18 protein-coding genes and 1 tRNA gene are annotated in these 22,487 nt (G+C 70.8%); 12 read left to right on the top strand and 7 right to left on the bottom strand.

Annotated features, from left to right (window positions below):
- Positions 1-58 precede the first annotated feature (58 nt).
- Complete coding sequence (locus tag HQQ79_RS16705) at positions 59-1,477, bottom strand: zinc-dependent metalloprotease (protein WP_173035754.1); 1,419 nt, start codon at positions 1,475-1,477, stop codon at positions 59-61.
- A gap of 152 nt (positions 1,478-1,629) precedes the next feature.
- Between HQQ79_RS16705 and HQQ79_RS16700 the strand changes: the two genes are divergently transcribed.
- The 4 genes from HQQ79_RS16700 to HQQ79_RS16685 all read left to right on the top strand — a co-directional run bounded on the left by HQQ79_RS16700 (position 1,630) and on the right by HQQ79_RS16685 (position 7,017).
- Positions 1,630-2,739 (top strand): S16 family serine protease, encoded by a 1,110-nt coding sequence (locus HQQ79_RS16700; protein ID WP_173035752.1) that lies wholly within the window; start codon positions 1,630-1,632, stop codon positions 2,737-2,739.
- Between the two features lie 165 nt (positions 2,740-2,904).
- Positions 2,905-5,883, top strand: coding sequence for a UPF0182 family protein (locus HQQ79_RS16695; RefSeq protein WP_173035750.1), 2,979 nt, complete (start codon positions 2,905-2,907; stop codon positions 5,881-5,883).
- A 63-nt stretch (positions 5,884-5,946) separates the two neighbouring features.
- A tRNA-Met gene (locus HQQ79_RS16690) sits at positions 5,947-6,023 on the top strand.
- Positions 6,024-6,177: 154 nt separating this feature from the next.
- A complete protein-coding gene (locus HQQ79_RS16685) occupies positions 6,178-7,017 on the top strand; it encodes a carbon-nitrogen hydrolase family protein (protein ID WP_173035748.1) in 840 nt (279 codons plus the stop codon).
- Between the two features lie 32 nt (positions 7,018-7,049).
- Here HQQ79_RS16685 and HQQ79_RS16680 read toward each other — a convergent pair whose 3' ends face one another.
- A complete protein-coding gene (locus tag HQQ79_RS16680) occupies positions 7,050-8,258 on the bottom strand; it encodes an aminotransferase class I/II-fold pyridoxal phosphate-dependent enzyme (RefSeq protein ID WP_173035746.1) in 1,209 nt (402 codons plus the stop codon).
- A 192-nt stretch (positions 8,259-8,450) separates the two neighbouring features.
- Here HQQ79_RS16680 and HQQ79_RS16675 point away from each other — a divergent pair, with 192 nt between their 5' ends.
- The 5 genes from HQQ79_RS16675 to HQQ79_RS16655 all read left to right on the top strand — a co-directional run bounded on the left by HQQ79_RS16675 (position 8,451) and on the right by HQQ79_RS16655 (position 14,631).
- Complete coding sequence (locus HQQ79_RS16675; RefSeq protein ID WP_254066334.1) at positions 8,451-10,382, top strand: S1C family serine protease; 1,932 nt, start codon at positions 8,451-8,453, stop codon at positions 10,380-10,382.
- 184 nt (positions 10,383-10,566) lie between these two features.
- The gene (locus HQQ79_RS16670; RefSeq protein WP_027464590.1) at positions 10,567-11,610 is read left to right on the top strand and encodes a glycosyltransferase family 2 protein; all 1,044 of its coding nucleotides are present in this window, start codon (positions 10,567-10,569) and stop codon (positions 11,608-11,610) included.
- A gap of 4 nt (positions 11,611-11,614) precedes the next feature.
- Positions 11,615-12,436, top strand: a complete 822-nt coding sequence (locus tag HQQ79_RS16665) for a CDP-alcohol phosphatidyltransferase family protein (protein ID WP_027464591.1) — start codon at positions 11,615-11,617, stop codon at positions 12,434-12,436.
- Between the two features lie 44 nt (positions 12,437-12,480).
- Positions 12,481-13,356, top strand: a complete 876-nt coding sequence (locus HQQ79_RS16660) for a glycosyltransferase family 2 protein (protein WP_173036007.1) — start codon at positions 12,481-12,483, stop codon at positions 13,354-13,356.
- Positions 13,357-13,398: 42 nt separating this feature from the next.
- Positions 13,399-14,631, top strand: a complete 1,233-nt coding sequence (locus HQQ79_RS16655; protein ID WP_173035744.1) for a CDP-glycerol glycerophosphotransferase family protein — start codon at positions 13,399-13,401, stop codon at positions 14,629-14,631.
- Between the two features lie 47 nt (positions 14,632-14,678).
- Here HQQ79_RS16655 and HQQ79_RS16650 read toward each other — a convergent pair whose 3' ends face one another.
- From HQQ79_RS16650 to HQQ79_RS16635, 4 genes are all read right to left on the bottom strand, one after another.
- Complete coding sequence (locus HQQ79_RS16650; protein ID WP_027464593.1) at positions 14,679-14,981, bottom strand: hypothetical protein; 303 nt, start codon at positions 14,979-14,981, stop codon at positions 14,679-14,681.
- A gap of 116 nt (positions 14,982-15,097) precedes the next feature.
- Complete coding sequence (locus tag HQQ79_RS16645; protein ID WP_051596509.1) at positions 15,098-15,868, bottom strand: ABC transporter ATP-binding protein; 771 nt, start codon at positions 15,866-15,868, stop codon at positions 15,098-15,100.
- A complete protein-coding gene (locus HQQ79_RS16640) occupies positions 15,868-16,692 on the bottom strand; it encodes an ABC transporter permease (RefSeq protein ID WP_081827172.1) in 825 nt (274 codons plus the stop codon). The genes HQQ79_RS16645 and HQQ79_RS16640 overlap by 1 nt, the downstream gene beginning before the upstream one ends.
- Positions 16,693-16,735: 43 nt before the next feature.
- On the bottom strand, positions 16,736-17,431 hold the full coding sequence (locus HQQ79_RS16635) for an NTP transferase domain-containing protein (RefSeq protein WP_110862735.1): 696 nt from the start codon (positions 17,429-17,431) through the stop codon (positions 16,736-16,738).
- A gap of 297 nt (positions 17,432-17,728) precedes the next feature.
- On the opposite strand from HQQ79_RS16635, the gene HQQ79_RS16630 reads away from it, so the two are divergent.
- The 3 genes from HQQ79_RS16630 (at position 17,729) to HQQ79_RS16620 (ending at position 20,845) form a co-directional block, all read left to right on the top strand.
- The gene (locus HQQ79_RS16630) at positions 17,729-18,961 is read left to right on the top strand and encodes an ABC transporter ATP-binding protein (RefSeq protein WP_254066333.1); all 1,233 of its coding nucleotides are present in this window, start codon (positions 17,729-17,731) and stop codon (positions 18,959-18,961) included.
- Entirely contained in the window at positions 18,937-20,508 is a 1,572-nt protein-coding gene (locus HQQ79_RS16625) for an ABC transporter permease (RefSeq protein ID WP_173035742.1), read from the top strand. Before HQQ79_RS16630 ends, HQQ79_RS16625 begins: the two co-directional genes overlap by 25 nt.
- Positions 20,509-20,584: 76 nt before the next feature.
- Entirely contained in the window at positions 20,585-20,845 is a 261-nt protein-coding gene (locus HQQ79_RS16620; RefSeq protein WP_123313364.1) for a DUF3039 domain-containing protein, read from the top strand.
- A gap of 201 nt (positions 20,846-21,046) precedes the next feature.
- On the opposite strand, the gene HQQ79_RS16615 is transcribed toward HQQ79_RS16620, so the two are convergent.
- A complete protein-coding gene (locus HQQ79_RS16615) occupies positions 21,047-22,336 on the bottom strand; it encodes a nicotinate phosphoribosyltransferase (RefSeq protein ID WP_027464599.1) in 1,290 nt (429 codons plus the stop codon).
- Positions 22,337-22,487 lie beyond the last annotated feature (151 nt).

The raw sequence follows: 22,487 nt of genomic DNA, 5'->3' as shown, positions 1-22,487 counted from the left end.
CCCCACGGTGCCGGAGTGCGTGGCACGCGTGGGGTCACAAGAGGGATCTGTGGAGAACTCAGCGGGGCTGGTCGCCCGTGTCGTTCCCGGGCTCGTCGCCCGCTCCACCCTCGGGGTCGTCGGCCACGCGGCCGGACTCGTCCTCGTGCGGGCGCGCGCCGGTCGAGTCGTTCAGCAGGTCCTCGAGGGCCTTGTCGAACGCGTCGTCCTCGTCGGTCTGGGACGGGTTCCGCAGCCGTGCGACGAGGGCGTCGGGTGCGTCGACGTCGTCCGAGGTCGGCACGAGGTCGAAGTGCGACCAGAGGGCGTCGCGCTGCTCGGCACCGAGCTCGTCAGTCACCCGCTGCCACATCGCCGCGGCCTCACGCAGGCGGCGCGGCCGCAGCTCGAGGCCGACGAGTGTGGCGAACGCCGACTCGGCGGGGCCACCCGCGGCACGGCGACGGCGCACCATCTCGGCGATCGCCCCGGCTTTGGGGAGACGGACGGTGGCAGCAGCCGTGACCGTGTCCACCCAGCCCTCGACCAGCGCGAGCATCGTCTCGAGCCGGGCGAGTGCTGCGTCCTGCTCGGCGGTGCGCGGCGGGATGAGGGCACCCGAGGCGAGTGCGTCGCGCAGCTGCTCCTGGTTGGTCGGGTCGATGTCGGCCGCGAGTTCCTCGACGCGGTCGAAGGGGATGTGGATGCCCCGTGCGTAGTCCGTGATCGACGAGATGATGTGCAGCCGCAGCCACCGTGCAGACCGGAAGAGCCGGGCGTGCGCGAGTTCGCGGACCGCGAGGTAGATGCGGACCTCGTCCTCGGAGACGTCGAGGCCCTCGGCGAACTCGGCGACGTTCTGGGGCAGGAGCGCTGCGACCTGCTCGTCGAGGAGCGGCACGCCGACGTCGCCGCCGGACACGACCTCCTTCGAGAGCTGCCCGACGACCTGACCGAGCTGGATCGCGAACAACGCCCCGCCGATGCCGCGCATCGCCTTCGAGACGTCACCGAGCATCGCCTTGAGCTGCTCGGGAGCACGCTGGTCGATCGCCTCGGTCAGGGCATCGGCGATGCTGAAGGCCACCGGCTCGGCGATCTGCGTCCACACCGGGACGGTCGCCTTGGCCCACTGCTCGCGCGTGTAGAGACTCGGGGTCGCGGTCAGTTCGGCGACCGTCGTCACCTCGTCGAGCCACAGTGCGGCGACCTGGAACGCCTGGTCGGCCGCCTGCGATGTGGCCGGGTCGACGGGGTGGCCGCCGTCCCGAGCGATCGCGGCGGCGCGTTCGGCGGTGGCCGAGAAGTCGATGCCGTCACCGCCGGACTGGGCGGCGCGCTGGAGCTGGCTCATCAGGTTCGCCACGGAGGCCGGGTCGTTCGGCAGACCGGCGGCACCGGCGAGCTGCGACGGGTCGATCTGCCCCTCGCCCGAGAGCAGCTTGCGCAGCATCTCCTGGAAGTCGTCGTCCGGCCCCGGCTGCGGTTCATCAGGCATGCCGACTACGCTAATCGCTGCTCACGGGGCCGCACCTGGGATGCCCCCGTGGGAACGCCCGAAGCGCTGCGCCCAGGGCGAACAGCCCCGTCGCGAGACGTGGGCGACCACCCTGCCGCCAGGCGCGGGTGCCCACCCCGGAAGGACCCCGCGTGACCCTCTTCGCCCCCGCGCCCCGTCGTCGCTCGCGTGCCCGGACCGTCGGGTGGGCGTTCCTGATCGGCGCGGTCGTCCTGGGCCTGTTGGCGAGCCTGCTGCCCAGCCCGTACCTCATCGAGGTCCCCGGGCCGGTCTACAACACCATCGGCACGCAGAAGCAGGGGACGGGCAAGGACGCGAAGGACGTCAAGCTCATCCAGGTGTCCGGCCACGAGACGTACCCGACGGCCGGTGCCCTCGACATGCTCACCGTCGGGATCCAGGGCGACGCCACGAACCGTCCGTCCTGGACCAGCGTCATCCGCGCGATCTTCACCAGGTCACAGGCGGTCATCCCGGTCGAGGCGATCTACCCGAGCGGCACCACGACCGAGCAGGTGAACGAGCGGGACTCCGCCGACATGCAGGCATCGCAGCAGTCGGCCGTCGCCGCCGCGCTCATCCAACAGGGGAACGACCTGCCGACGGAACTCGAGGTCAGCGCCGTGCAGGAGGGCTCGGCGGCCGACGGCGCGATCGAGAAGGGCGACGTCATCACGGCGTTCGACGGCAAGTCGCTCACGACCAACGCCGATGCAGTGAGCCTGCGCGAAGCCGTCGCGCAGCACGGCACCTCGCGCCCCGCGACCGTCACCGTCGAACGGGACGGCGCGACCAAGGACGTCAGGGTGACGCCGCGCAGCGAGCAGGGCACGGCGCTGCTCGGGGTCGGTGTCACCGAGCGCTACGAGTTCCCCTTCAAGGTGTCGATCCGCCTGCAGGACGTCGGCGGTCCGTCCGCCGGCATGATGTTCGCGCTCGGGATCATCGACGAGATCACCCCGGGCAAGCTCAACGGCGGCAAGCACGTCGCGGGCACCGGCACGATCACGGCAGACGGCGAGGTCGGCCCGATCGGCGGGATCCGGCAGAAGCTCTACGGAGCGGCGGACGCGGGTGCCACGGTCTTCCTCGCCCCCGCGGACAACTGCGACGAGGTCGTCGGGCACGTGCCGGACGGACTCGACGTCTACAGCGTCTCCACGCTCGATCAGGCCGTCACCGACCTGCAGACGATCGCCGACGGCGGGAGCACCGCGAAGCTCGCCCGCTGCGGTTCCTGACCCGGTCCTGAGTCCCCGTACAGGTTCACGTCCGGTCTGGTCCCATAGGATCAGTGTCACTGACGGCCCGCCGCGAGCCGGGCCCGCCGGTCCGACACGTCTGGAGCACATCAAGTGACGACAACCTCGTCCACCTCGGGGCGGCGTTCGCCGCGGGTCCCCATCGTGGTCACGATCATCGTGCTGGCCGCACTGGTGATCGCCTTCTTCATCTTCGCCAGCCTGTACACCGACTACGCGTGGTTCGCGCAGCTCGGGTTCCAGCAGGTCCTCACGACCCGGTGGATCGCCGGGACGCTGATGTTCCTGGCGGGCTTCCTCGGCATGGCGGTCCCGGTCTTCGTGAGCATCGCGCTCGCGTTCCGGTTCCGGCCCGTCTACGCGAAGCTCAACTCGCAGCTCGACCGCTACCAGCAGGTCATCGAGCCCCTGCGGCGCGCCGTGATGATCGGCATCCCCGTGGTCCTCGGTATCTTCGCCGGGCTCTCGACGGCGGGGCGCTGGAGCATGGTCCTCGAGTACTTCAACCGCACGCCGTTCGGCAAGACCGACCCGCAGTTCGGACTGGACATCGGGTTCTACGTGTTCGAGCTGCCGTTCTGGCGCTCGATCGTGGCCTACTCGTCGGCCGTCGTCCTCATCGCCGGTCTCGCCGCACTCGCGGCGAGCTACCTCTACGGCGCGCTCCGCTTCGGTGGTCGTGAGGTCCGGATCTCCCGCGCCGCGCGCATCCAGCTCGCGGTCACGGCGGCGCTCTACATCGCGCTGCAGGCCGTCAGCCTCTGGCTCGACCAGTACGCGGCCCTGACGAAGTCGAACTCGCTCATCACCGGTGCCCAGTACACCGACGTCAACGCGGTGATCCCGGGCCGCGAGATCATGGCCGGCATCGCGGCGATCGTCGCGTTGCTCTTCATCGTCACGGCGGTCATCGGCCGCTGGCGCATCTCGATCGTCGGGACAGGACTGCTGCTCGTCGCCGCGATCGTCGTCGGGGGCATCTACCCGTGGGTCGTCCAGCGTCTGCAGGTGAAGCCCTCGGAGCGCACGTTCGAGTCCGCCTACATCGAGCGGAACATCAAGGCCACGCGTGACGCCTACGGTGTCGCCGGCGTCGAAGAGCAGAACTACGACGCCACGACCGAGACGAGCTCGGGTGCGCTCGCGAAGGACGCGCAGACCACGGCCAACATCCGTCTCATCGACCCGAAGATCGTCTCCGACACGTTCAGCCAGCTGCAGCAGTACCGGCAGTACTACCAGTTCCCGAAGGAGCTGGACGTCGACCGCTACGACGTCAAGGGCGAGACCGAGGACACCGTGATCGCGGTCCGCGACATCGACCTCGCCGGCCTCAGCTCGGCCGCGAACACGCAGTACAACCGGGCGTTCGTCTACACCCACGGCTACGGCGTCACCGCGGCCTACGGTAACCAGCGCGCGAGCGACGGCAAGCCGGTGTTCCTCGAGTCCGGGATCCCGTCGAACGGTGCCCTGGGTGACTTCCAGCAGCGCGTGTACTTCGGTGAGACCTCGCCGCCCTACTCGATCGTGGGTGCCCCGAAGGGCACGAAGGACGTCGAGCTCGACTACCCGTCCGGCTCCGACGACGACAACGGTGGCAACGCGACCACCACGTACGCCGGCGACGGCGGTCCGAGCCTCGGCAACTTCTTCAACCGGCTCGTCTACGCCGCGAAGTTCCAGTCGGAGCAGATCCTGCTCTCGAACGCGGTGAACAAGGACTCGCAGATCCTCTACGACCGCGACCCGATCACCCGCGTGCAGAAGGCCGCGCCGTACCTGACCGTCGACAGCGACGCGTACCCGGCGATCGTCGACCACCGCATCCAGTGGGTGGTGGACGGCTACACCACGAGCGACGCGTACCCGTACTCGCAGAGCCAGAGCCTGTCGGACAGCATCGCCGGCGCCGAGTCCTCGACGTACCGCACCGACCAGGTGAACTACATCCGGAACTCGGTGAAGGCCACGGTGGACGCGTACACGGGCAAGGTGACGCTGTACACGTGGGACACGAAGGACCCGGTCCTGAAGACGTGGCAGAAGATCTTCCCGACGTCGATGAAGCCGGTGTCGAGCATGAGCGCGGAACTCCTCGACCACGTGCGGTACCCGACGGACTTGTTCAAGGTGCAGCGCTCGATCCTGGGCACCTACCACGTGACCAACGCCAACTCGTTCTACTCGGGTGACGACGCGTGGAACACCCCGCAGGAACCGACGAGCACGGCGACGTCGGACAGTGACGCCGACACCGCGGCGACGTCGACGAACGCGCTCGGCGCGCAGACGACGACGACGGCCAACAGGGCGAACCTGCAGGACCCGTACTACCTGACGATGAAGGTGCCGGGTCAGGGGACCGCGTACTCGCTGTACACGACCTACATCCCGCAGCAGTCGGCCGGGGCGAATAACCGCAACGTGCTGACCGGCTACCTGGCGGTGAACTCCGACGCGGGTGGTGCCGGTAAGGGCGAGAAGGCGTCGGGCTACGGCAAACTCACGCTGTTGACGATGCCGAAGACCGACAACATCCCGGGCCCCGGACAGGTGCAGAGCCTCTTCAACGGTGACTCGACCGTGTCGCAGGAGCTGAACATCCTGAAGCGGGGCAACTCGACCGTGAAGCAGGGCAACCTGCTCACGCTCCCGGTCGGCGGCGGGTTCCTCTACGTGCAGCCCGTCTACGTCCAGTCGACCTCGAGTGGTTCGTACCCGCTGCTGCAGAAGGTCCTCGTGGCCTTCGGCGACAAGATCGCGTTCGAGGACACGCTCGACGAGGCTCTGAACTCGCTGTTCGGCGGGGACTCCGGTGCGGCCGCCGGCGACTCCGGCGCGAGCGGCGGCGACAGCGGCAGCGGTACCGGTTCCGGTTCCGACAGCGGCTCTGGCTCGGACACGGGTTCCGGCTCCGACACGGGCTCCGGCTCGACCGGCTCGACGGGTTCCGGCTCGGCTGACAACGACGCCCTGCAGAAGGCCCTGGCCGACGCCAAGGCAGCCCTGCAGGACCGCCAGGAGGCCTACGCCGACAACGACCTGGTCGCTGCGGCGGAAGCCGACCAGCGCCTCCAGGACGCGATCGAGGCCGCCACGGCAGCCGAGAACGGCAAGTGACACACCGTGGCGGGGCACTCGATTTGTGTCCCGCCACGGCCCCGTGTAGGCTTCTAAACGTGCCGCGGGGTGGAGCAGTTCGGTAGCTCGCTGGGCTCATAACCCAGAGGTCGTAGGTTCAAATCCTGCCCCCGCAACCAAGCGTCACATGAAGGCCCCGGTCCAACAGGACCGGGGCCTTCTTCGTGTCCCCGCCCGCAGGAAGACCGGCCGCAGGCGCGGCCGCAGGACGACCGCCCGCAGCACGACCGAACGCAGGCCCGCCCGCCGCACACCCCCGGGTACGCTCACCGCATGGCCACCCTCACGATCGCGGCGGCGCAGTTCGCCCCCGTGGACGACCCCGTCGCCAACCTCGACACCGTGCGCACCGCCGCCGTCGACGCGGCCGCCCGGGGCGCGGACCTCCTCGTCACGCCGGAGTACACCTCGTACTTCACCGCCGACATCGACGATCGGTTCGTCGCCGCGGCGCAGCCCCTGGACGGTCCGTTCGTCTCGGGCCTCCGCGACGTCGCTCGCGAGACCGGCATCGCCCTGGTCGTCGGGGTCGCCGAGTCAGCGGACACGCCGGAGCGCTTCCGGAACACGCTGGTCGCGGTGCTCCCGTCGGGGGACGTGGCGGCGACGTACCGGAAGGTCCACCTCTACGACGCCTTCGGCTCGCGGGAGTCGGACCGCATCGAGTCCGGCGACCCGGAGCAGCTGCCGGTCTTCGAGTTCGGCGGAGTCCGCGTCGGGCTCGAGACCTGCTACGACCTGCGCTTCCCCGAGGTCACCCGACGGCTCGCCGCTCCCGAGACCGGCGCGGTCGACGTCGTCGTCCTCCCGGCGGAGTGGGTGCGCGGGCCCGGCAAGGAGCACCACTGGCGCACGCTCCTCACGGCGCGCGCGATCGAGAACACCGTCTGGGTCGTCGGGGTCGGCCAGACGCCGCCCATCGGGATCGGCGGCTCGGTCGTCCTCGACCCGTCCGGCGTCGCTGTGGCCTCGGCCGGTGCCTCGCCGAGCACCCTCACCGCCACGATCGACACCACCGTCACGGACGCAGTCCGTCGGGTGAACCCGTCGTTGTCGCTGCGGCGGTACGACGTCGCACTGCGCACCCCGCCTGGAGGCCCGGGGCAGCGCTGACGCGTCCGTCGCGTCCCCGACGCGGTCGCGTCTCAGGCGCGGGGGCGCGTTCCGAGGGTCGCCAGGCGTGCGGCGGCGTCCTCCAGGACGCTCCGGCGCTTGCAGAACGCGAAGCGCACCAGGGACCGGTAGCCGGAGACACGGTCCGGGCGGACGAACGCCGACACCGGGACCCCGGCGACCCCGGCCAGAGCCGGCAGTTCGAGGCAGAACGCGCGGGCGTCGTCGTACCCGAGCGGCGCGGCGTCGGCGAGCACGAAGTAGCCGCCGTCGGGGCGCATCACGTCGAAACCCGCAGCCGTCAGTCCGTTCGCGAGCAGTTCGTGCTTCGCGCGCAGGTCGGCGGCGATGCCGGTGAACACCGCGTCGGGCAGGCGGAGTCCCACGGCGACGGCCGGTTGGAAGGGTGCACCGTTCACGAACGTCAGGTACTGCTTGACCGTCGTGATCGCGTCGACGAGCGCCGGGGGAGCGGTGAGCCAGCCGACCTTCCACCCGGTGGTGTTGAAGGTCTTGCCGGCGCTCGACACCGACACCGTCCGCTCCGCGGCACCCGGGAGGGTCGCGATGGGCGTGTGCGGGACGTCGAAGGTCAGGTGCTCGTAGACCTCGTCCGTGATGATCACCGCATCGCGCTCGGTGGCCAGGCCGACGATCGTCTGCAGCACCTCGGTGGGCAGGACCCGGCCCGTCGGGTTGTGCGGGGTGTTCACGAGAACCGCGCGGGTGCGGTCGGTGAAGGCCGCACGCAGCGTGCGCTCGTCGGGCAGGAAGTCGGGCGCGGTGAGCGGGACCGTGACGTGCACGCCGCCGGCCAGCCGGATGAGCGCCCCGTAGGCGTCGTAGAACGGCTCGAAGGTGATCACCTCGTCGCCGGGTTCGACCAGCGCGAGGATCGTCGCGGCCAGCCCCTCGGTGGCACCGGCGGTGACGAGGACCTCGCGGTCGGGGTCGACGTCGAGTCCGTACCACCGCTGCTGGTGCTCGGCGATCGCCGCCCGCAGGTCGGGGGTGCCCCGGCCCGGCGGGTACTGGTTCGCGCCGTCGCGGATCGCCTGCACCGCGGCCTCGAGCACCTCGGCCGGCCCGTCCTCGTCGGGGAACCCCTGCCCCAGGTTGACCGCGCCGGTGCTGGCGGCGAGGGCGCTCATCTCGGCGAACACCGTCGGTGCGGGGACTCCGTCCGGTCCGAGCAGCATCGCTCCGTCGGCGGCTCGCAGCCACGGTCCTGCCTGGCGCATGTGGTTCCCTCCCGTGCGGGCGACGACGTGTCGCGCTGAACGGACCCCAACCTAGCTGTCCGTCCCGCGGCGGACCGGGGGCACCGTGTACAGCGCACGCATAAGATCGCCAGGGGTGGCTCGCAGCCTCGCCAGAAGGACCGCTCAGGTGCTTGCGACAGACTGCACGAGCTTGAAAGGAGCACGTCCAGCATGACCGACACCACGCCCGACGGGCAGGGCGACGACCGCCGTCCGGACGATGCGGCTCCGCCTGCCGCCAGTGAGGACGCCGCAGCAGCGGCCACGAGAGGGAACACGTCGATGCCGAACGACTCCGACCAGCCGGACGAGACTCCTCGCCCGAACCAGAACGACGAGACGACCCCGGACCACACGGACGTGATCCCGTCGTCGACGGACCACCCGACCGACCGCTACACCGCGCCGTACCCGGCCGTCTCCGGTGACTCCCCGCGCGCGCAGCAGGGCGGCTACGGCCAGCAGACGTCGCCGTACGGCCAGCAGGCGCCGCAGGCCCAGAACCCGTACGGCCAGCAGCCGCAGCAGAGCCAGAACCCGTACGGCCAGCAGTCGCAGTACGGCCAGCAGGCGCCGCAGGCCCAGAACCCGTACGGCCAGCAGTCGCAGTACGGCCAGCAGGCCCAGAACCCGTACGGCCAGCAGACCCAGAACCCGTACGGCCAGCAGTCCCAGTACGGCCAGCCGGGCACCGAACGCCCCCGCTACGGCGAGTACGCCCAGCCGACGTCCTCGTCCGCTCCGAGCTCGTCCTCCGAGTACGCGAACGCATCCGCGCAGGCCCCGCAGTCCGCCACGAGCGCCTTCGGCGACGTCGACGGCGCGAACCAGCGCAACGGGCACTACTTCAGCGACGACGCCTCGGGTGCCGCGGCGACCACGACGACCAAGGAGCGCTCGGGCCGCAACAAGCTGCTCCTGCCGGTCATCGCCGGTCTCGTCGTGGCCGGGCTCGTGGGTGGCGGTGCTGGGTGGCTCGCATCGTCGGCGGCGAACGACGGTGGCAGCGTGGTGTCCTCCGGTTCGTCGCAGGGCGGCAACCTGACCGTCAACGACTACGACTCCGCCACCGTCGTCACGGCCGTCGCGGCACAGGCGACCCCGTCCGTGGTCACGATCAACGTGTCGGCGAGCAACGAGGCCGGCACCGGTTCCGGTGTCGTGATGAGCAAGGACGGCTACATCGTCACGAACACCCACGTGGTCACCCTCGACGGCGACAGTTCGAACGGCCGGATCACGGTGACGACCTCGAACGGCAAGATCTACGCGGGCAAGCTCATCGGCACCGACCCGACGGTCGACCTCGCGGTCATCAAGATCGATGCGACCGACCTCAAGCCGATGGAGTTCGCGGACTCGTCCAAGCTCAACGTCGGGGACACCGCGGTCGCGATCGGTGCGCCGCTGGGCCTGTCGAACACCGTCACCGACGGCATCGTCTCGACCCTGAACCGCAGCATCCAGGTCACCTCGAGCGCCCCCAGCGAGGGTGGCGACTCGAACGAGGGCGGCAACGGCGGCTCGGGTCCCTTCGACTTCTGGGGCAACGGGGACAACGGCAGCAGCTCGTCCGCGAACACCACCGTCTCGCTCCCGGTCATCCAGACCGACGCCTCGATCAACCCGGGCAACTCCGGCGGTGCGCTGCTCGACTCGAAGGGCCGACTGATCGGCATCAACGTGGCCATCGCCTCGGCTGGCAGCTCGTCGTCGTCGGAGTCGGCCGCCGGTAGCATCGGCGTCGGCTTCTCGATCCCGGCCAACCTGGTCAAGCGGGTCGCGAACGAGATCAAGGACAACGGCTCGGCGACCCACGGGCTCCTCGGCGCAACGGTCGGCGACGCCACCGAGGACGCCAGCGCCACCCAGGTCGGCGCCCTCATCAAGTCGGTGTCCAACGGCGGTGCCGCGGCGAAGGCCGGTCTGCAGAAGGGCGACGTCGTCACGAAGATCGGCTCGGCGTCGGTCTCCGACGCCACCGACCTGACCGCGCAGGTGCGCTTCTTCGCGGGTGGTGCGTCCACGACGATCAGCTACCTGCGCGACGGCCAGACCCGCCAGACCGACGTGAAGCTCGGAACGTACGACAGCAAGGGCTGACGCCACCACACGACGGACAGGAGGCCCGGGGCACGACGTGCGCCGGGCCTCCAGTCCGTCACGGGGGCGCGTCCCGCGCCGACGCAGGTGGGCGGTTCGGCCTCTTGATAGGCTCATGGTCGCTCTGCGGGGCGGCACCGCCCCGGTGCGTCCCGTGCCGCCAAGCCAGCACCCCGAGGTACGCATGCAGTCAGACGGACAGCCCCTGCCGGGCGTCTCGTACGTGATGCCCGTGCTGAACGAGGTCACCGAGGTCCGGGCCGCCGTCGGCAGTCTGCTCGACCAGGACTACGCGGGCCCGTTCGAGGTCATCCTCGCGCTCGGGCCGTCGATCGACGGCACGAACGAACTCGTCGCCGAGATGAGCGCTGCCGACCCGCGGATCCGCGCGATCGACAACCCCGTCGGCTCGACGCCCGCCGGGCTGAACGTCGCGATCCGTGCGTCCGTGCACCCCGTCGTCATCCGCGTCGACGCGCACTCGGTCCTGCCCACCGACTACACGCGCATCGCGGTGCGCACGCTCCTGGAATCCGGAGCGGACAACGTCGGCGGCATCATGCGCGCCGAGGGCCGGACCCCCTTCGAGCGGGCCGTCGCCCTGGCCTACGGCAGCCGTGTCGGCCTCGGCGGCACGCCGCACCACGTGGGCGGCACAGCCGGCCCGGCCGAGACCGCCTACCTCGGCGTGTTCCGACGTGAGCGGCTGTTCGACGTCGGCCTCTTCGACGAGGGCATCAAGCGCGGCCAGGACTGGGAACTCAACCGGCGGCTGCGCCAGACCGGCGGGACCGTCTGGTTCACGCCGGAACTCGTCGTCACCTACCGCCCGCGGCCGAGCCTGAAGCGCCTGGTGCGGCAGTTCGTCGCCACCGGGCTCTGGCGCGGCGAGCTCGCGCGTCGGTTCCCGGCGAACAACGGCCTGCGCTACTTCGTGCCGCCGGCGATGGTCGCGGCGATGGCGCTGGGCGTCGTCGCCGGACTCGTCGGCATCGTCGGCGCGGCGCTCGGCACCCCGCTCGCCTGGGCGCTTCTCGGGTTCGTCGTGCCCGTCGTCTACCTGCTCTTCGTCGTCCTGGGGTCGATCGCGGTGGCGCGCCGCTCCGGGCTGCCGACGCTCCTCTGGTTGCTCGTCGTGCTGCCCTGCATCCACGTGGGCTGGGGGCTCGGGTTCATCATCGGGTTCCTGACCCGCACGTCCGAGCTGACCACCCACACGGGACGGTGACCGAATGACCGACCACCCCACGACCGGCCGCGGATCCGCACGGCCGACCTCGATCGCCGAACTCCGGGCCGTCGCCCAGCCGGACGAGGTCCGTGCGCGCGCCAACGCCGAGCACTGGACGGCCTCGCTGTACCTGCGCGACGTCTCGCCGTACCTGACCTGGGTGCTCCTGAAGACCCGCGTCAGCGCGAACCAGGTCACCGGCCTGATGATCCTGGTCGGCTGGAGCGTCGCCGCCGCCCTGCTCATCCCCGGCATCTGGGGCGCCGCCCTGGCACTGGTCCTCGGCCAGCTGCAGATGCTCGTCGACTGCTCCGACGGCGAGGTCGCACGGTGGCGCGGCACCAAGTCGCCCGCCGGGGTGTTCCTGGACAAGGTGGGGCACTACACGACCGAGGGACTGATCCCGGTCGCGCTCGGCATCCGCGCGGCAACCTGGCCCATCCACGGCGCCGACTGGATGTGGACCACGATCGGGTGCGCACTCGGCCTGGTCATCGTGCTCAACAAGGCCCTGAACGACATGGTGCACGTGGCCCGCGCGAACGCCGGGCTCGACAAGCTGGTCGACCGACGGGATGCGTCCACCGCCCCGTCCGGCCGCAGGCTCGCCTCGCTCCGCCGCGTGGCACGGTTCCTGCCGTTCCACCGCCTGTACCACTCGGTCGAGCTGAGCATGCTCGCGTTCGTCTTCGCCCTGCTCGCCCTGGTGATCGGTGACCCGCTCGCCAGCCGGATCCTGGTCGGCGCGCTGTTGCCGCTCGCCGTGCTCGCGACGATCGGGCACTTCCTGGCGATCATCGCCTCGAAGCGGGTCAAGGCGTGACCGAGGACACGACCGTGCCCGGAACCCTGCGCCGGCACGCGGTGGTGCACCGCGGACGACCGCGCGTCGCCGTGGTGAGCCTGTCGCAGGGCACCCGGCCGGAGGACCTGCGCCGCGGCCTCGACAGCGTGCTCGCCCAGCAGGACGTGGAGCTCGACGTCGTCTGCGTCGGCAACGGCTGGGTACCCACGGGCCTGCCGGACGGTGTGCGAGCCCTGGCCCTGCCCGAGAACGTCGGGATCCCGGCCGGTCGGAACGCCGGGGCCGAGGTCGTCGACGGTGACTACGTGTTCTTCCTCGACGACGATGCGTCGGTGCCGTCGCCGACGTTCCTGCGCGACGTGATCGCGATGTTCGAGCACGATCCGTCTCTCGGCCTCGTGCAGCCCCGGGTCGTCGACCCCACGGGTGCCGCGAACCCCCGCCGATGGGTGCCGCGGATCCGGAAGGGCGAGCCGGACCACTCGTCGCCGGTGTTCTCGGTCTGGGAAGGCGCCGTCGTGCTGCCGATGGACGTCTACCGTGCCGTCGGCGGCTGGGGGGCCGAGTACTTCTACGCCCACGAGGGCATCGAGCTCGCCTGGCGCGTGTGGGATGCCGGCCGTCGGACCTGGTACGCCGGCGACCTCGTGGCGCACCACCCCGCGATCGACCCGGCGCGGCACACCGAGTACTACCGGTTGAACGCCCGGAACCGGGTGTGGCTGGCTCGGCGCAACCTGCCCGCGGTGCTGCGCCCGGTGTACGTGGGGTCGTGGGCCGCGATCCAGATCACGCGCTGGTGGCGTCACCCCCGCCGACTGGCCACCTGGTTCGGTGGGATCCGTGAAGGATGGACGACCGACTGCGGTCCGGTCCGCCCGATGGGCTGGATCACAGTCGCACGGATGACCATCGCAGGGCGGCCGCCGGTCGTCTGACCCGCACGCCTCGTCCCACCAGAGCAGACCCGGAGAAGGACCATGTCGATCATCAGCGACCTGCGGACCGCGCTGCGGCTCGTCGAGCGACTCCTGACGTCCCGCCGCAGCCGGCAGCAGCTCGCACGGCGACTGCCGTCCGCGCCGAAGCCGGCGCCCGGTTCGGTCGAGATCGCCGTGTACTTCGCCGACGGTCCGGTCAACATGTACCAGGTGCGCCAGTGGTACGCGCCGCTGGCCGAACTCGCGAAGACGCACCCGGTGGCGATCATCTCGCGGAGCCCGGGCACCATGCTGACGCTGCTCGAGGAGTCGCCCGTGCCCGCGGTCTACGCCCGGCAGGTGGTCGACCTCGAACACTTCGTCGACACGCAGGCGCCGAAGGTGGTGCTGTACGTCAACCAGAACGCCCGCAACTTCCAGATGATGCGGTACGGGCGGATGTGGCACGTCTTCGTCAACCACGGCGAGAGCGACAAGATGTACATGACGACGAACCAGTTCAAGGCGTACGACTACGCCCTGATCGCGGGGGACGCGGCACGCGACCGTCTGGCCGAGGCGCTGTGGGACTACGACCTGGACGCCCGGACCATCGCGATCGGACGCCCGCAGGCCGACCACTTCGCCGGAGCGGCCCCGTACCCCGACGACGACCGGACCGTCGTGCTCTACGCCCCGACGTGGGAGGGCGACCGCGGTGCCGCGGCGTACGGGTCGATCGCGTCGCACGGCACGGTCATCGCCGAGCAGGTGCTCGCATCGCCCCGCCACCGTCTGGTGTACCGCCCGCACCCACGCAGCGGTGTGCTCGACCCCGCCTACCGCGCGGCGCACGAGCGGATCGTCGCGGCGATCAGCGCGGCCAACGCCGCCGACCCGGCCGCGCACCACCTGTACGACGACGGCGGTGACCTCGGCTGGCAGCTGGCGGACGCGGACGTGGCGATCACCGACATCAGCGCGATGATCTACGACCGACTGGCGGTGGGCAAGCCGCTCATCGTCACGCGGCCGGTGTCGCCCGAGGCCGACGTCGACGAGCGGGGCTACCTGAGCGACGCGAACTGGCTGACCGCGGCGGACGCCCCGACGGTGCTCGCCCGGGTCGACGCGGCCGCGAGCGACGCCGAGGAGCTCGCGCGCCTGCAGCACTGGGTCGCCCGGTACTTCGGCGACACGACCCCGGGTGCGGCCACGGCGCGGTTCCACGCGGCAGTGGAGTGGTTGCTCGAGCGGTGGCGGACCGTCGCCGCCGAACGCGACGGGCGCTGACGGGCGATCGTCACCCCGCGGGCTCCGTGCCGGAGGCCGGTGCCGCGTCACGGCTGCATCCCCGGCCCGACGAGCGACATCCGCCAGAGGTACTCGGACCGGTCGGGCCGACGCCACCGGACGATGACGACCCCCGTGTCCTCGGGGTCGGCGCCGAAGACCGCCAGGGACAGCGATCGGCCGGGGTCGAGGCGGCGCACTGCGAGCGGCGGGCAGTACCCGTTGCCCAGGTGGGTGAGCGTGAGCCCGTCGACCGGCTCGGGGCCGGTGTTGACGAGGTCGTACCGACGCGGTGCGTGCGATCGGTCGACGGCGAACGGGACGGCGTACGCGGTTGGTGGGTGGTGCATGGTGGGAACGCTAGGGGGAGGGTCCGACGGCGGGACCACGGGGGCGGCCACGAGGGCCCGGGCTGTGGAGGGAGCCACTGACGCCCGTGTTGGTGCAGGGGGAGTACCCCGGCCGGTCAGGAGCCGTAGTCGGCCGCGTACCGGGCCAGCGCGGCCTCGATGGTGCCGTCGAGCTGCAGACGACCCTTGTCGAGGTAGAGCCCCCGGTCGCAGAAGCGGCGCAGGTCCTTGTCGCTGTGGGAGACGAAGAACAGCGTCCGGCCGCCGGCCAGGAGCTGCTCGATCCGCTTGTAGCACTTCTCGCGGAAGGCCTTGTCGCCCACCGCCAGCACCTCGTCGACCAGGATGACCGGCTCGTCGAGCCGCGAGATCACCGCGAACGCGATGCGGACCTTCATGCCGCTCGACAGGTGCTTGTAGGGGGTGTCCACGAAGTCGGCGATCTCGGCGAAGTCGATGATCTCGTCGAAGGCGTCGCGGATCTCGGCCCGGGACATGCCGTGCAGGCCCGCCGTCAGGTACACGTTGTCGCGCACGGTGAGGTCACCGACGAAACCTCCCGTGATCTCGATGAGCGGGGCGACGCCGGCACCCACGTCGACGCGGCCCTCGTCGGGCAGCATGACCTGGGCCACGAGCTTCAGCAGGGTCGACTTGCCCTGTCCGTTCCGCCCCACGACCCCGATCGCCTCGCCCGGGCGGACGTCGAACGACACGTTGCGGAGCGCCCAGAACTCATCGGCACGCTTGCGGCGCCCGCGTCCGGCGAACAGGTCCTTGAAGTTCCGGCTCGCGCGACGGTTCCGTTTGAAGCAGATGCCGGCGTCGCGCACCGAGATGACCGGGGTGACGGTCTCGATGCGTCGGGTCTGGTCGGTCGCGGTCATCACAGCTCCTTCAGCACGCGGTGCTCGCTGCGGCGGAACACCGCGAAGCCGATCACCAGGACGATGCCGGTCACGACCACCGAGGCTCCGACCTCGAGCCAGTCGAGCTGGCCGGGGAAGAACGCCGCACGGTACATGCCGAAGATGCCGGTGAGCGGGTTGATCGCGGCGATGTCCCGCAGGGCGGGCGGCAGCGCATGCGTGCCGTAGATGATCGGGGACGCGTAGAACAGGAACCGCAGCACGAGCTTGGTGGCGCGCTCGAGGTCACGGAAGAAGACCACGAGCGGGGCGACGATGAGCCCCAGGCCGTAGACCAGCGCGCACTGCAGCACGATCGCCAGCGGGAAGAACACGACCTGCCAGTGCAGGTGGGCACCCGTTGCGATCGCGAAGACGGCCAGGACCGGCAGGCTCAGCAGGAACTCGATGCCCTTCGACGCGTCGATCCGTGCCACCCAGATCGTGCGGGGGATGGTGGTCGAGCGGATGAGCTTCGATTCCTTGATGAACGCCCGGGTGGAGTCCGAGACGCCACCGGTGAACCACATCCACGGCAGCAGCGCGGACAGCAGGAACACGATGTACGGATCTTCACCGACCGAGCCGCGGTGGAAGACCTGCGTGAAGACGAACCAGTAGATCCCCGACATCACGAGCGGGTCGAGGATCGACCACACGTAACCGAGCGCCGACGTCGAGTAGCGGACCCGGAGGTCGCGGACGGTCAGCAACCAGAGGGCCTGACGATAGCGCCGACCGGCGCTCCGGGCCTTCGCGGGTGCGGGAGCCACGGGCGCGGTCGGCGCACTCGCTGTGGTCACGGTTTCCCTTCGGGCGGAACCGCCGAGGGGTCCTGACGGTGGTTCAGGCGAACAGGTTGTTCGCGCGCTCGAGGTCCTCGGCGAAGTCGATCTCGACCGCGTACAGGTCGGAGATGTCGATCGGCGTCCAGCGTAGCCCGTCCTCGGCGATGGCAGCCTCGATGCCGCCCTCGAAGTACTCCTGGTCGTCGACGCGACCGAGCTGCCGGATGAGGGCCTGCTTGTCGGCGGCGGAGACGTAGTTGATCCCGACGGCTTCGCCGAGACCCCCGACGACCTGCTTGGAGAGCTTGTGGATGAAGCCCTCGGCGTCGACGGTGTACTTGACCTCTTCGTCGGAGACCTTGTCGGTGTTGACGCTGACGAAGGAACGGCCCTCGTCGATCATGTCGGCCGCACGGACGAGCGCCATCGGGTCGAAGACCACGTCGCCGTTCATCCAGAGGACACCGCTCTTACCGGTGGCCTTGAGGGCACGCAGCAGGCTCTTCGAGGTGTTGGTGGAGTCGTACGACTCGTTGTAGACGAAGTTCGCGTCGGGGAACGCCTCGACGATGTGCTCCGACTTGTAGCCGACGACGATCGTCACGCGGGCGCTCGAACCGAACGCGGCGCGGATGTTGTCGAACTGCTGCTGCATGATGGTGCGGCCGTCACTGAGCTCCGTGAGCGGCTTCGGCAGGCTGCGGCCGAGACGGCTGCCCATCCCCGCTGCGAGGATCACGATCTGCGTGGTCATGCTGGTCCCTTCTGGTGTCCGCCCGCGCACCCTGGGGTACGGGCGGGCCTCGTCGAGTCTGCGCTTCCAACGTCCGAGTTGCCCGAGAACCGTTCGTGTCGACGTGGTCGTCGCTGCGAAGAGGCCGCCGGGATCGCCTGCTGGAGCAGGTTTCCAAGTGGTGAACACTCCTTCGTGCCCTGGTGAATGATACGGAAACACCCCCTCGCGGGGTACGGGTCTGCGCGCTTCGTACTCAATTCGTGACCCGGGCCGCGACGGTTCCCGACGGTCGGAGAGCGTTGGTACGGTGGGTCGATGCCAGCGCGAGCAGAGAACGAGGACGTGTACGCCACGGCCGACGCTGCCTGGATGACCGAGGCGGGGGACGCCGACGAAGCGGACACCGCCGCGGCTGCTGAGGGCGACGCAGCCGACGACGACACGGGGGACACTGATGCGGACGACGCCGCCACTGATGACGCGATGACCGACGCGACGACGGACACCCGTACCGACGCGACGACGGACACCCGTACCGACGACGCCACGACGGACACCCTCGCCGACGACACGACGGCCGCGGCGCCGCGCCCCGCGAAGGCGCGCAACGGCAAGGGGCGCACCAAGCGCCCGACGAAGGCCGCCCCGCGGACCGACGCCGAGCCTCCCGTCCCGACCGACGCGGACGACGTGACGGACGACGCCGGCCGGGCGACCACCGCCGCCCCGCCCTCGACGAAGAAGCGTGTGCCGCGCAGCGCCGCACCGAAGCAGCCGCAGACGCTCCAGCCCGTCGTGCTCGCAGCGAGCGGTCTGGTCAAGCGGTACGGGCAGACCCTGGCCGTCGACGAGGTCGACCTCGAGATCCGGCAGGGCTCGATCTTCGGCGTGGTCGGCCCGAACGGCGCCGGCAAGACGACGACCCTGTCCATGATCACCGGACTGCTGCGCCCCGACGCCGGCTCGGTGACCGTGCTCGACCACGACGTCTGGGCCGACCCGACGGCGGCGAAGCGCAGTCTCGGCGTCCTGCCGGATCGGCTCCGGCTGTTCGACCGGCTGACCGGTGCGCAGCTCCTCTACTACTCGGCGACGCTCCGCGGGCTCGACGGTGCCACCGCACGGAAGCGCAGCGCCGACCTCGCCGAGGCCTTCGGGCTGGGCGAGGCGCTCGGCCGCCAGGTCGCCGACTACTCGGTCGGCATGGCGAAGAAGATCGCCCTGGCCGCGACCCTGATCCACTCGCCGCGGGTGCTCGTGCTCGACGAGCCGTTCGAGTCGGTCGATCCGGTGAGTGCGGCGACGATCACGGACATCCTGCGCCGGTACACACAGGGCGGCGGCACGGTCGTGCTGTCGAGCCACTCGATGGAGCTCGTGCAGCGCACCTGCGACTCGGTCGCCATCATCGTCGGCGGCAAGGTCCTGGCGTCCGGCACCATGGCCCAGGTCCGAGGGCGCAAGAGCCTCGAGGACAAGTTCGTCGAACTCGCCGGCGGTCGTGTCGTCGCGGAGAGCATGGAATGGTTGCACAGCTTCTCCGGCTGAGGGCGGACCTGCTCGCGGGCGAGGTCCGGGGCACCGCCCGCCGGTCCGTCGCCGTCGTGCTCGCCAGCCTCGTCGGACTCCTCGCCGCCGTGTTCGTCGCGTCGCAGACCATCGCCCTCGGTGACGTCGACCCGGACGTCGCGCGTGCGGTCATCGTGCCCGTCGGCACCCTGATCACCTTCGGGTTCACGGTCGTGCCGCTCGTCCTCGGCCGGAGCGACCAGCTCGACCCGCGGCGCTTCGCGGTGTTCGGCATCGAGCGCCGTCGCCTGGCGATCGGGCTCGTCGTCGCCGGACTCGTCGGCATCCCGGTGATCGGCGTGGTCGTCGTGGCGGTCGGCCAGGTCGTCGCCTGGGCCCGCGATCCCGGTCTCGGACTGCTCGCGGTCCTCGGCGGGGTGCTCGGCGTCGCGACCTGCGCGCTCCTGATCCGCGTCTGCTGCACCGTCGGCTCCCGGCTGATCGGGCCGGACCGCTCCCGCGACGCCGGGTGGCTGGTGGCCCTCGTCATCATCGCGCTCTCGATCCCGACGGTGGCGCTGCTGCTGCGCGTCGATTGGCTCGACCCGCAGGGCACCGAGATGCAGCGCGTCGCGGACGTCGCCGGCTGGACCCCCTGGGGTGCCGCGTGGGCCGTGCCCGCCGAGGTCGCGAGTGGCCACGTCGGCGCCGGTGTCGTGAAGCTCCTCGTCGCGGTCGCCGTCGTCGCGCTCCTCGCCTGGGCGTGGTGGGCGCTCGTCGGCCGTGCGCTCGAGACCTTCGACGACCGCGCTCGCACCCGCCGCTACCAGGGCCTGGGCTGGTTCGACCGGTTCGGCTCGGCCCCGGTGTCGGCCGTCGCCGCCCGGGCGCTCACCTACTGGGCGCGCGACCCGCGGTACCGCACGTCGTACCTGATCATCCTGCTCGTGCCGATCGTCGTCATCCCGCTCGGCGTCGCCGGGGTGCCGTGGCAGTGGACCGCCCTCGTGCCGCTGCCGCTGATGGCCCTGATCGCCGGGTTCCTGCCGCACAACGACGTCTCGTACGACAACACCGCCGTCTGGCTGCACGTCGCCTCGGGTGCGCCCGGGTGGAGTGACCGGCTCGGTCGTGTCGTTCCCGTGCTGGTCGTGGGGGCGCCCGCGATCGTCGCCGGGGCCGCGCTGTCCGCGTGGCTGTTCGGCGACTGGGCCGCCTTCCCGCTGCTCATCGGCGTCAGTGCGAGTGCTCTGCTGTCCGGGCTCGGGTTGTCGAGCGTCCTGTCCGTGCTCATGCCCTACCCGACGGTGCGCCCGGGCGACCACCCCTTCCAGCAGCCGCAGGCCGCCGGCGTCACCGCCACGGTCGCGCAGGCGACCATGGTGCTCGGGATCGTGCTCTGCACGGTCCCCGCTGTCGGCCTCGCGGTGCTCGCCGCCGTGCAGGGACCGGAGCCCTGGTCGGTGCTGACGCTCCTGGTGGGCATCGGGGTCGGTGCCGTCGTGCTCGTGATCGGTGTGTCCGCGGGCGGACGCCTGTTCGACCGCCGCGGCCCCGACCTGCTCGCCGCGGCGCAGCGCAACTAGCGGCGCAGCGCAGCGCAACGAGCGCCGCAGCGCAACGAGCGGCGCGCCCGAGGGCGGACCGTCGTACCCTGGACCCATGAGCATGACGGAACCAGGCGGCGGCCTCGACGTGATGGACCGGGAGCTCGAGAAGCTCCTCGAAGACGAAGCGATCGAACCCGGTGACCACGAGCGGTTCTCGCACTACGTGAAGAAGGACAAGATCCTGCAGTCGGCCATGTCCGGCAAGCCGGTCAAGGCCCTGTGCGGCAAGAAGTGGATCCCGGGTCGCGACCCGGAGAAGTTCCCGGTCTGCCCGGACTGCAAGGCCATCTACGAGAAGATGAAGGCCGAGTAGACGCGACCAGCAGACGGACGGGAGGCCCGTGGCGACGCCGCCACGGGCCTCCCGTCCGTCGTCTGCGTCAGCTGACCGCACATCGTGAGCAGCAGAGGTCGGGTCGCCCTCGGACACCCGACCATTTCTGCTCACGAAGCGGCGACGCGAACGCGAACGCGAGGCGCGAGGCGCGCGTTCGCGCGTGCGCGCGTTCGCGCCCTAGATCACCAGGGTGGGGATGGCGGGGTCGCCGCGCCCGATGCGGGACGCGTCGGCGGGCAGCTCCGCCTTCGCGCGCTTGTGGTGCGCGCGTGCGGCCTCGACGCCCTGCGTGCCGAGGAACGCCGGGTCGACCTCGCCGCCGGTGACGACGGGGACCAGCAGCGGCCGCTCGTCCGGGCCGACCTGCGCACCCGTGAGCACGATCTCGGCGGTCGCGACGCCGTTGCGGAGTCGTCGGCCCGCCTCCTTCCGGCCGCCGATCGACGCCTTGTCGGCCGACTTCTTGGCGACGGGGACCCAGTCGCCGCCGTCCGCGTCCCGGTGCGCGACGAGCTTGAACACCATGCCGGCGGCCGGGTGCCCGGAGCCGGAGACGACCGAGGTACCGACGCCGTACGAGTCGACCGGGGCGGCTCGGAGCGCGGCGATCGTGTACTCGTCGAGGTCGTTCGTCACCGTGATCTTCGTGCCCGTCGCGCCGAGGCGGTCGAGCTGCGCACGCACGGCGGCGACGACGGACGGCAGGTCGCCGCTGTCGATCCGGACGCCGCCGAGCTTGCCGTCGGTGAGGCGGACGGCCGTCTCGACCGCGGCCTCGATGTCGTAGGTGTCGACGAGCAGGGTCGTGCCGCTGCCGAGCGCGTCGAGCTGCGAACGGAACGCCTGCTCCTCGGAGTCGTGCAGCAGCGTGAAGGCGTGCGCGGCGGTGCCCATCGTGGGGATGCCCCAGGTGCGGCCGGCCTCGAGGTTGCTCGTCGCACCGAAGCCGGCGATGTACGCGGCACGGGCGGCGGCCACGGCGTTCCACTCACCGGTGCGGCGGGAGCCCATCTCGGCGAGCGGGCGGCCGTCGGCGGCGGACACCATGCGGGCGGCGGCCGAGGCGATCGCGGAGTCCGCGTTGAAGATGCTGAGGGCGAGGGTCTCGAGCACGACGGCCTCGGCGAAGGTGCCCTCGATCTGCAGGATGGGGGAGTTCGGGAAGTAGACCTCGCCCTCCCGGTAGGCGCGGACGTCGCCGCTGAACCGGTAGTCGGCGAGCCACGAGGCGGTGCCGGCGTCGATGACGCCGCGGTCGCGCAGGAACCCGATCTCCTCGTCGCCGAAGCGGAAGTCGCCGAGGGCGGTGAGGAAGCGTCCGAGTCCGGCCGCGACACCGTAGCGGCGGCCGTCCGGCAGCCGCCGGGCGAACACCTCGAAGACGCATCGGCGGTCGGCGGTGCCGTCCTTCAGGGCGGCGTCCACCATGGTGAGCTCGTACTGGTCGGTGAGGAGCGCGCTGGTCACGTCTCCGACACTAGTGACGTGACCCTCGGGAGGCCCGGATCACCCCGGGCGCCCGGCGTCACGGTTCGGTTCGTGCGAGGTTCCGTACTCGGTGGTACCCGCCGAGGGTCGCACCGAGTCCGGAACCTCGCACGGCGCGTGGGCGGACCTC

Origin of the sequence: Curtobacterium sp. VKM Ac-2852 (assembly GCF_013205045.1) — a bacterium.
Lineage (GTDB): Bacteria > Actinomycetota > Actinomycetes > Actinomycetales > Microbacteriaceae > Curtobacterium > Curtobacterium flaccumfaciens.
This window is presented reverse-complemented; position numbering and strand designations above follow the sequence as displayed.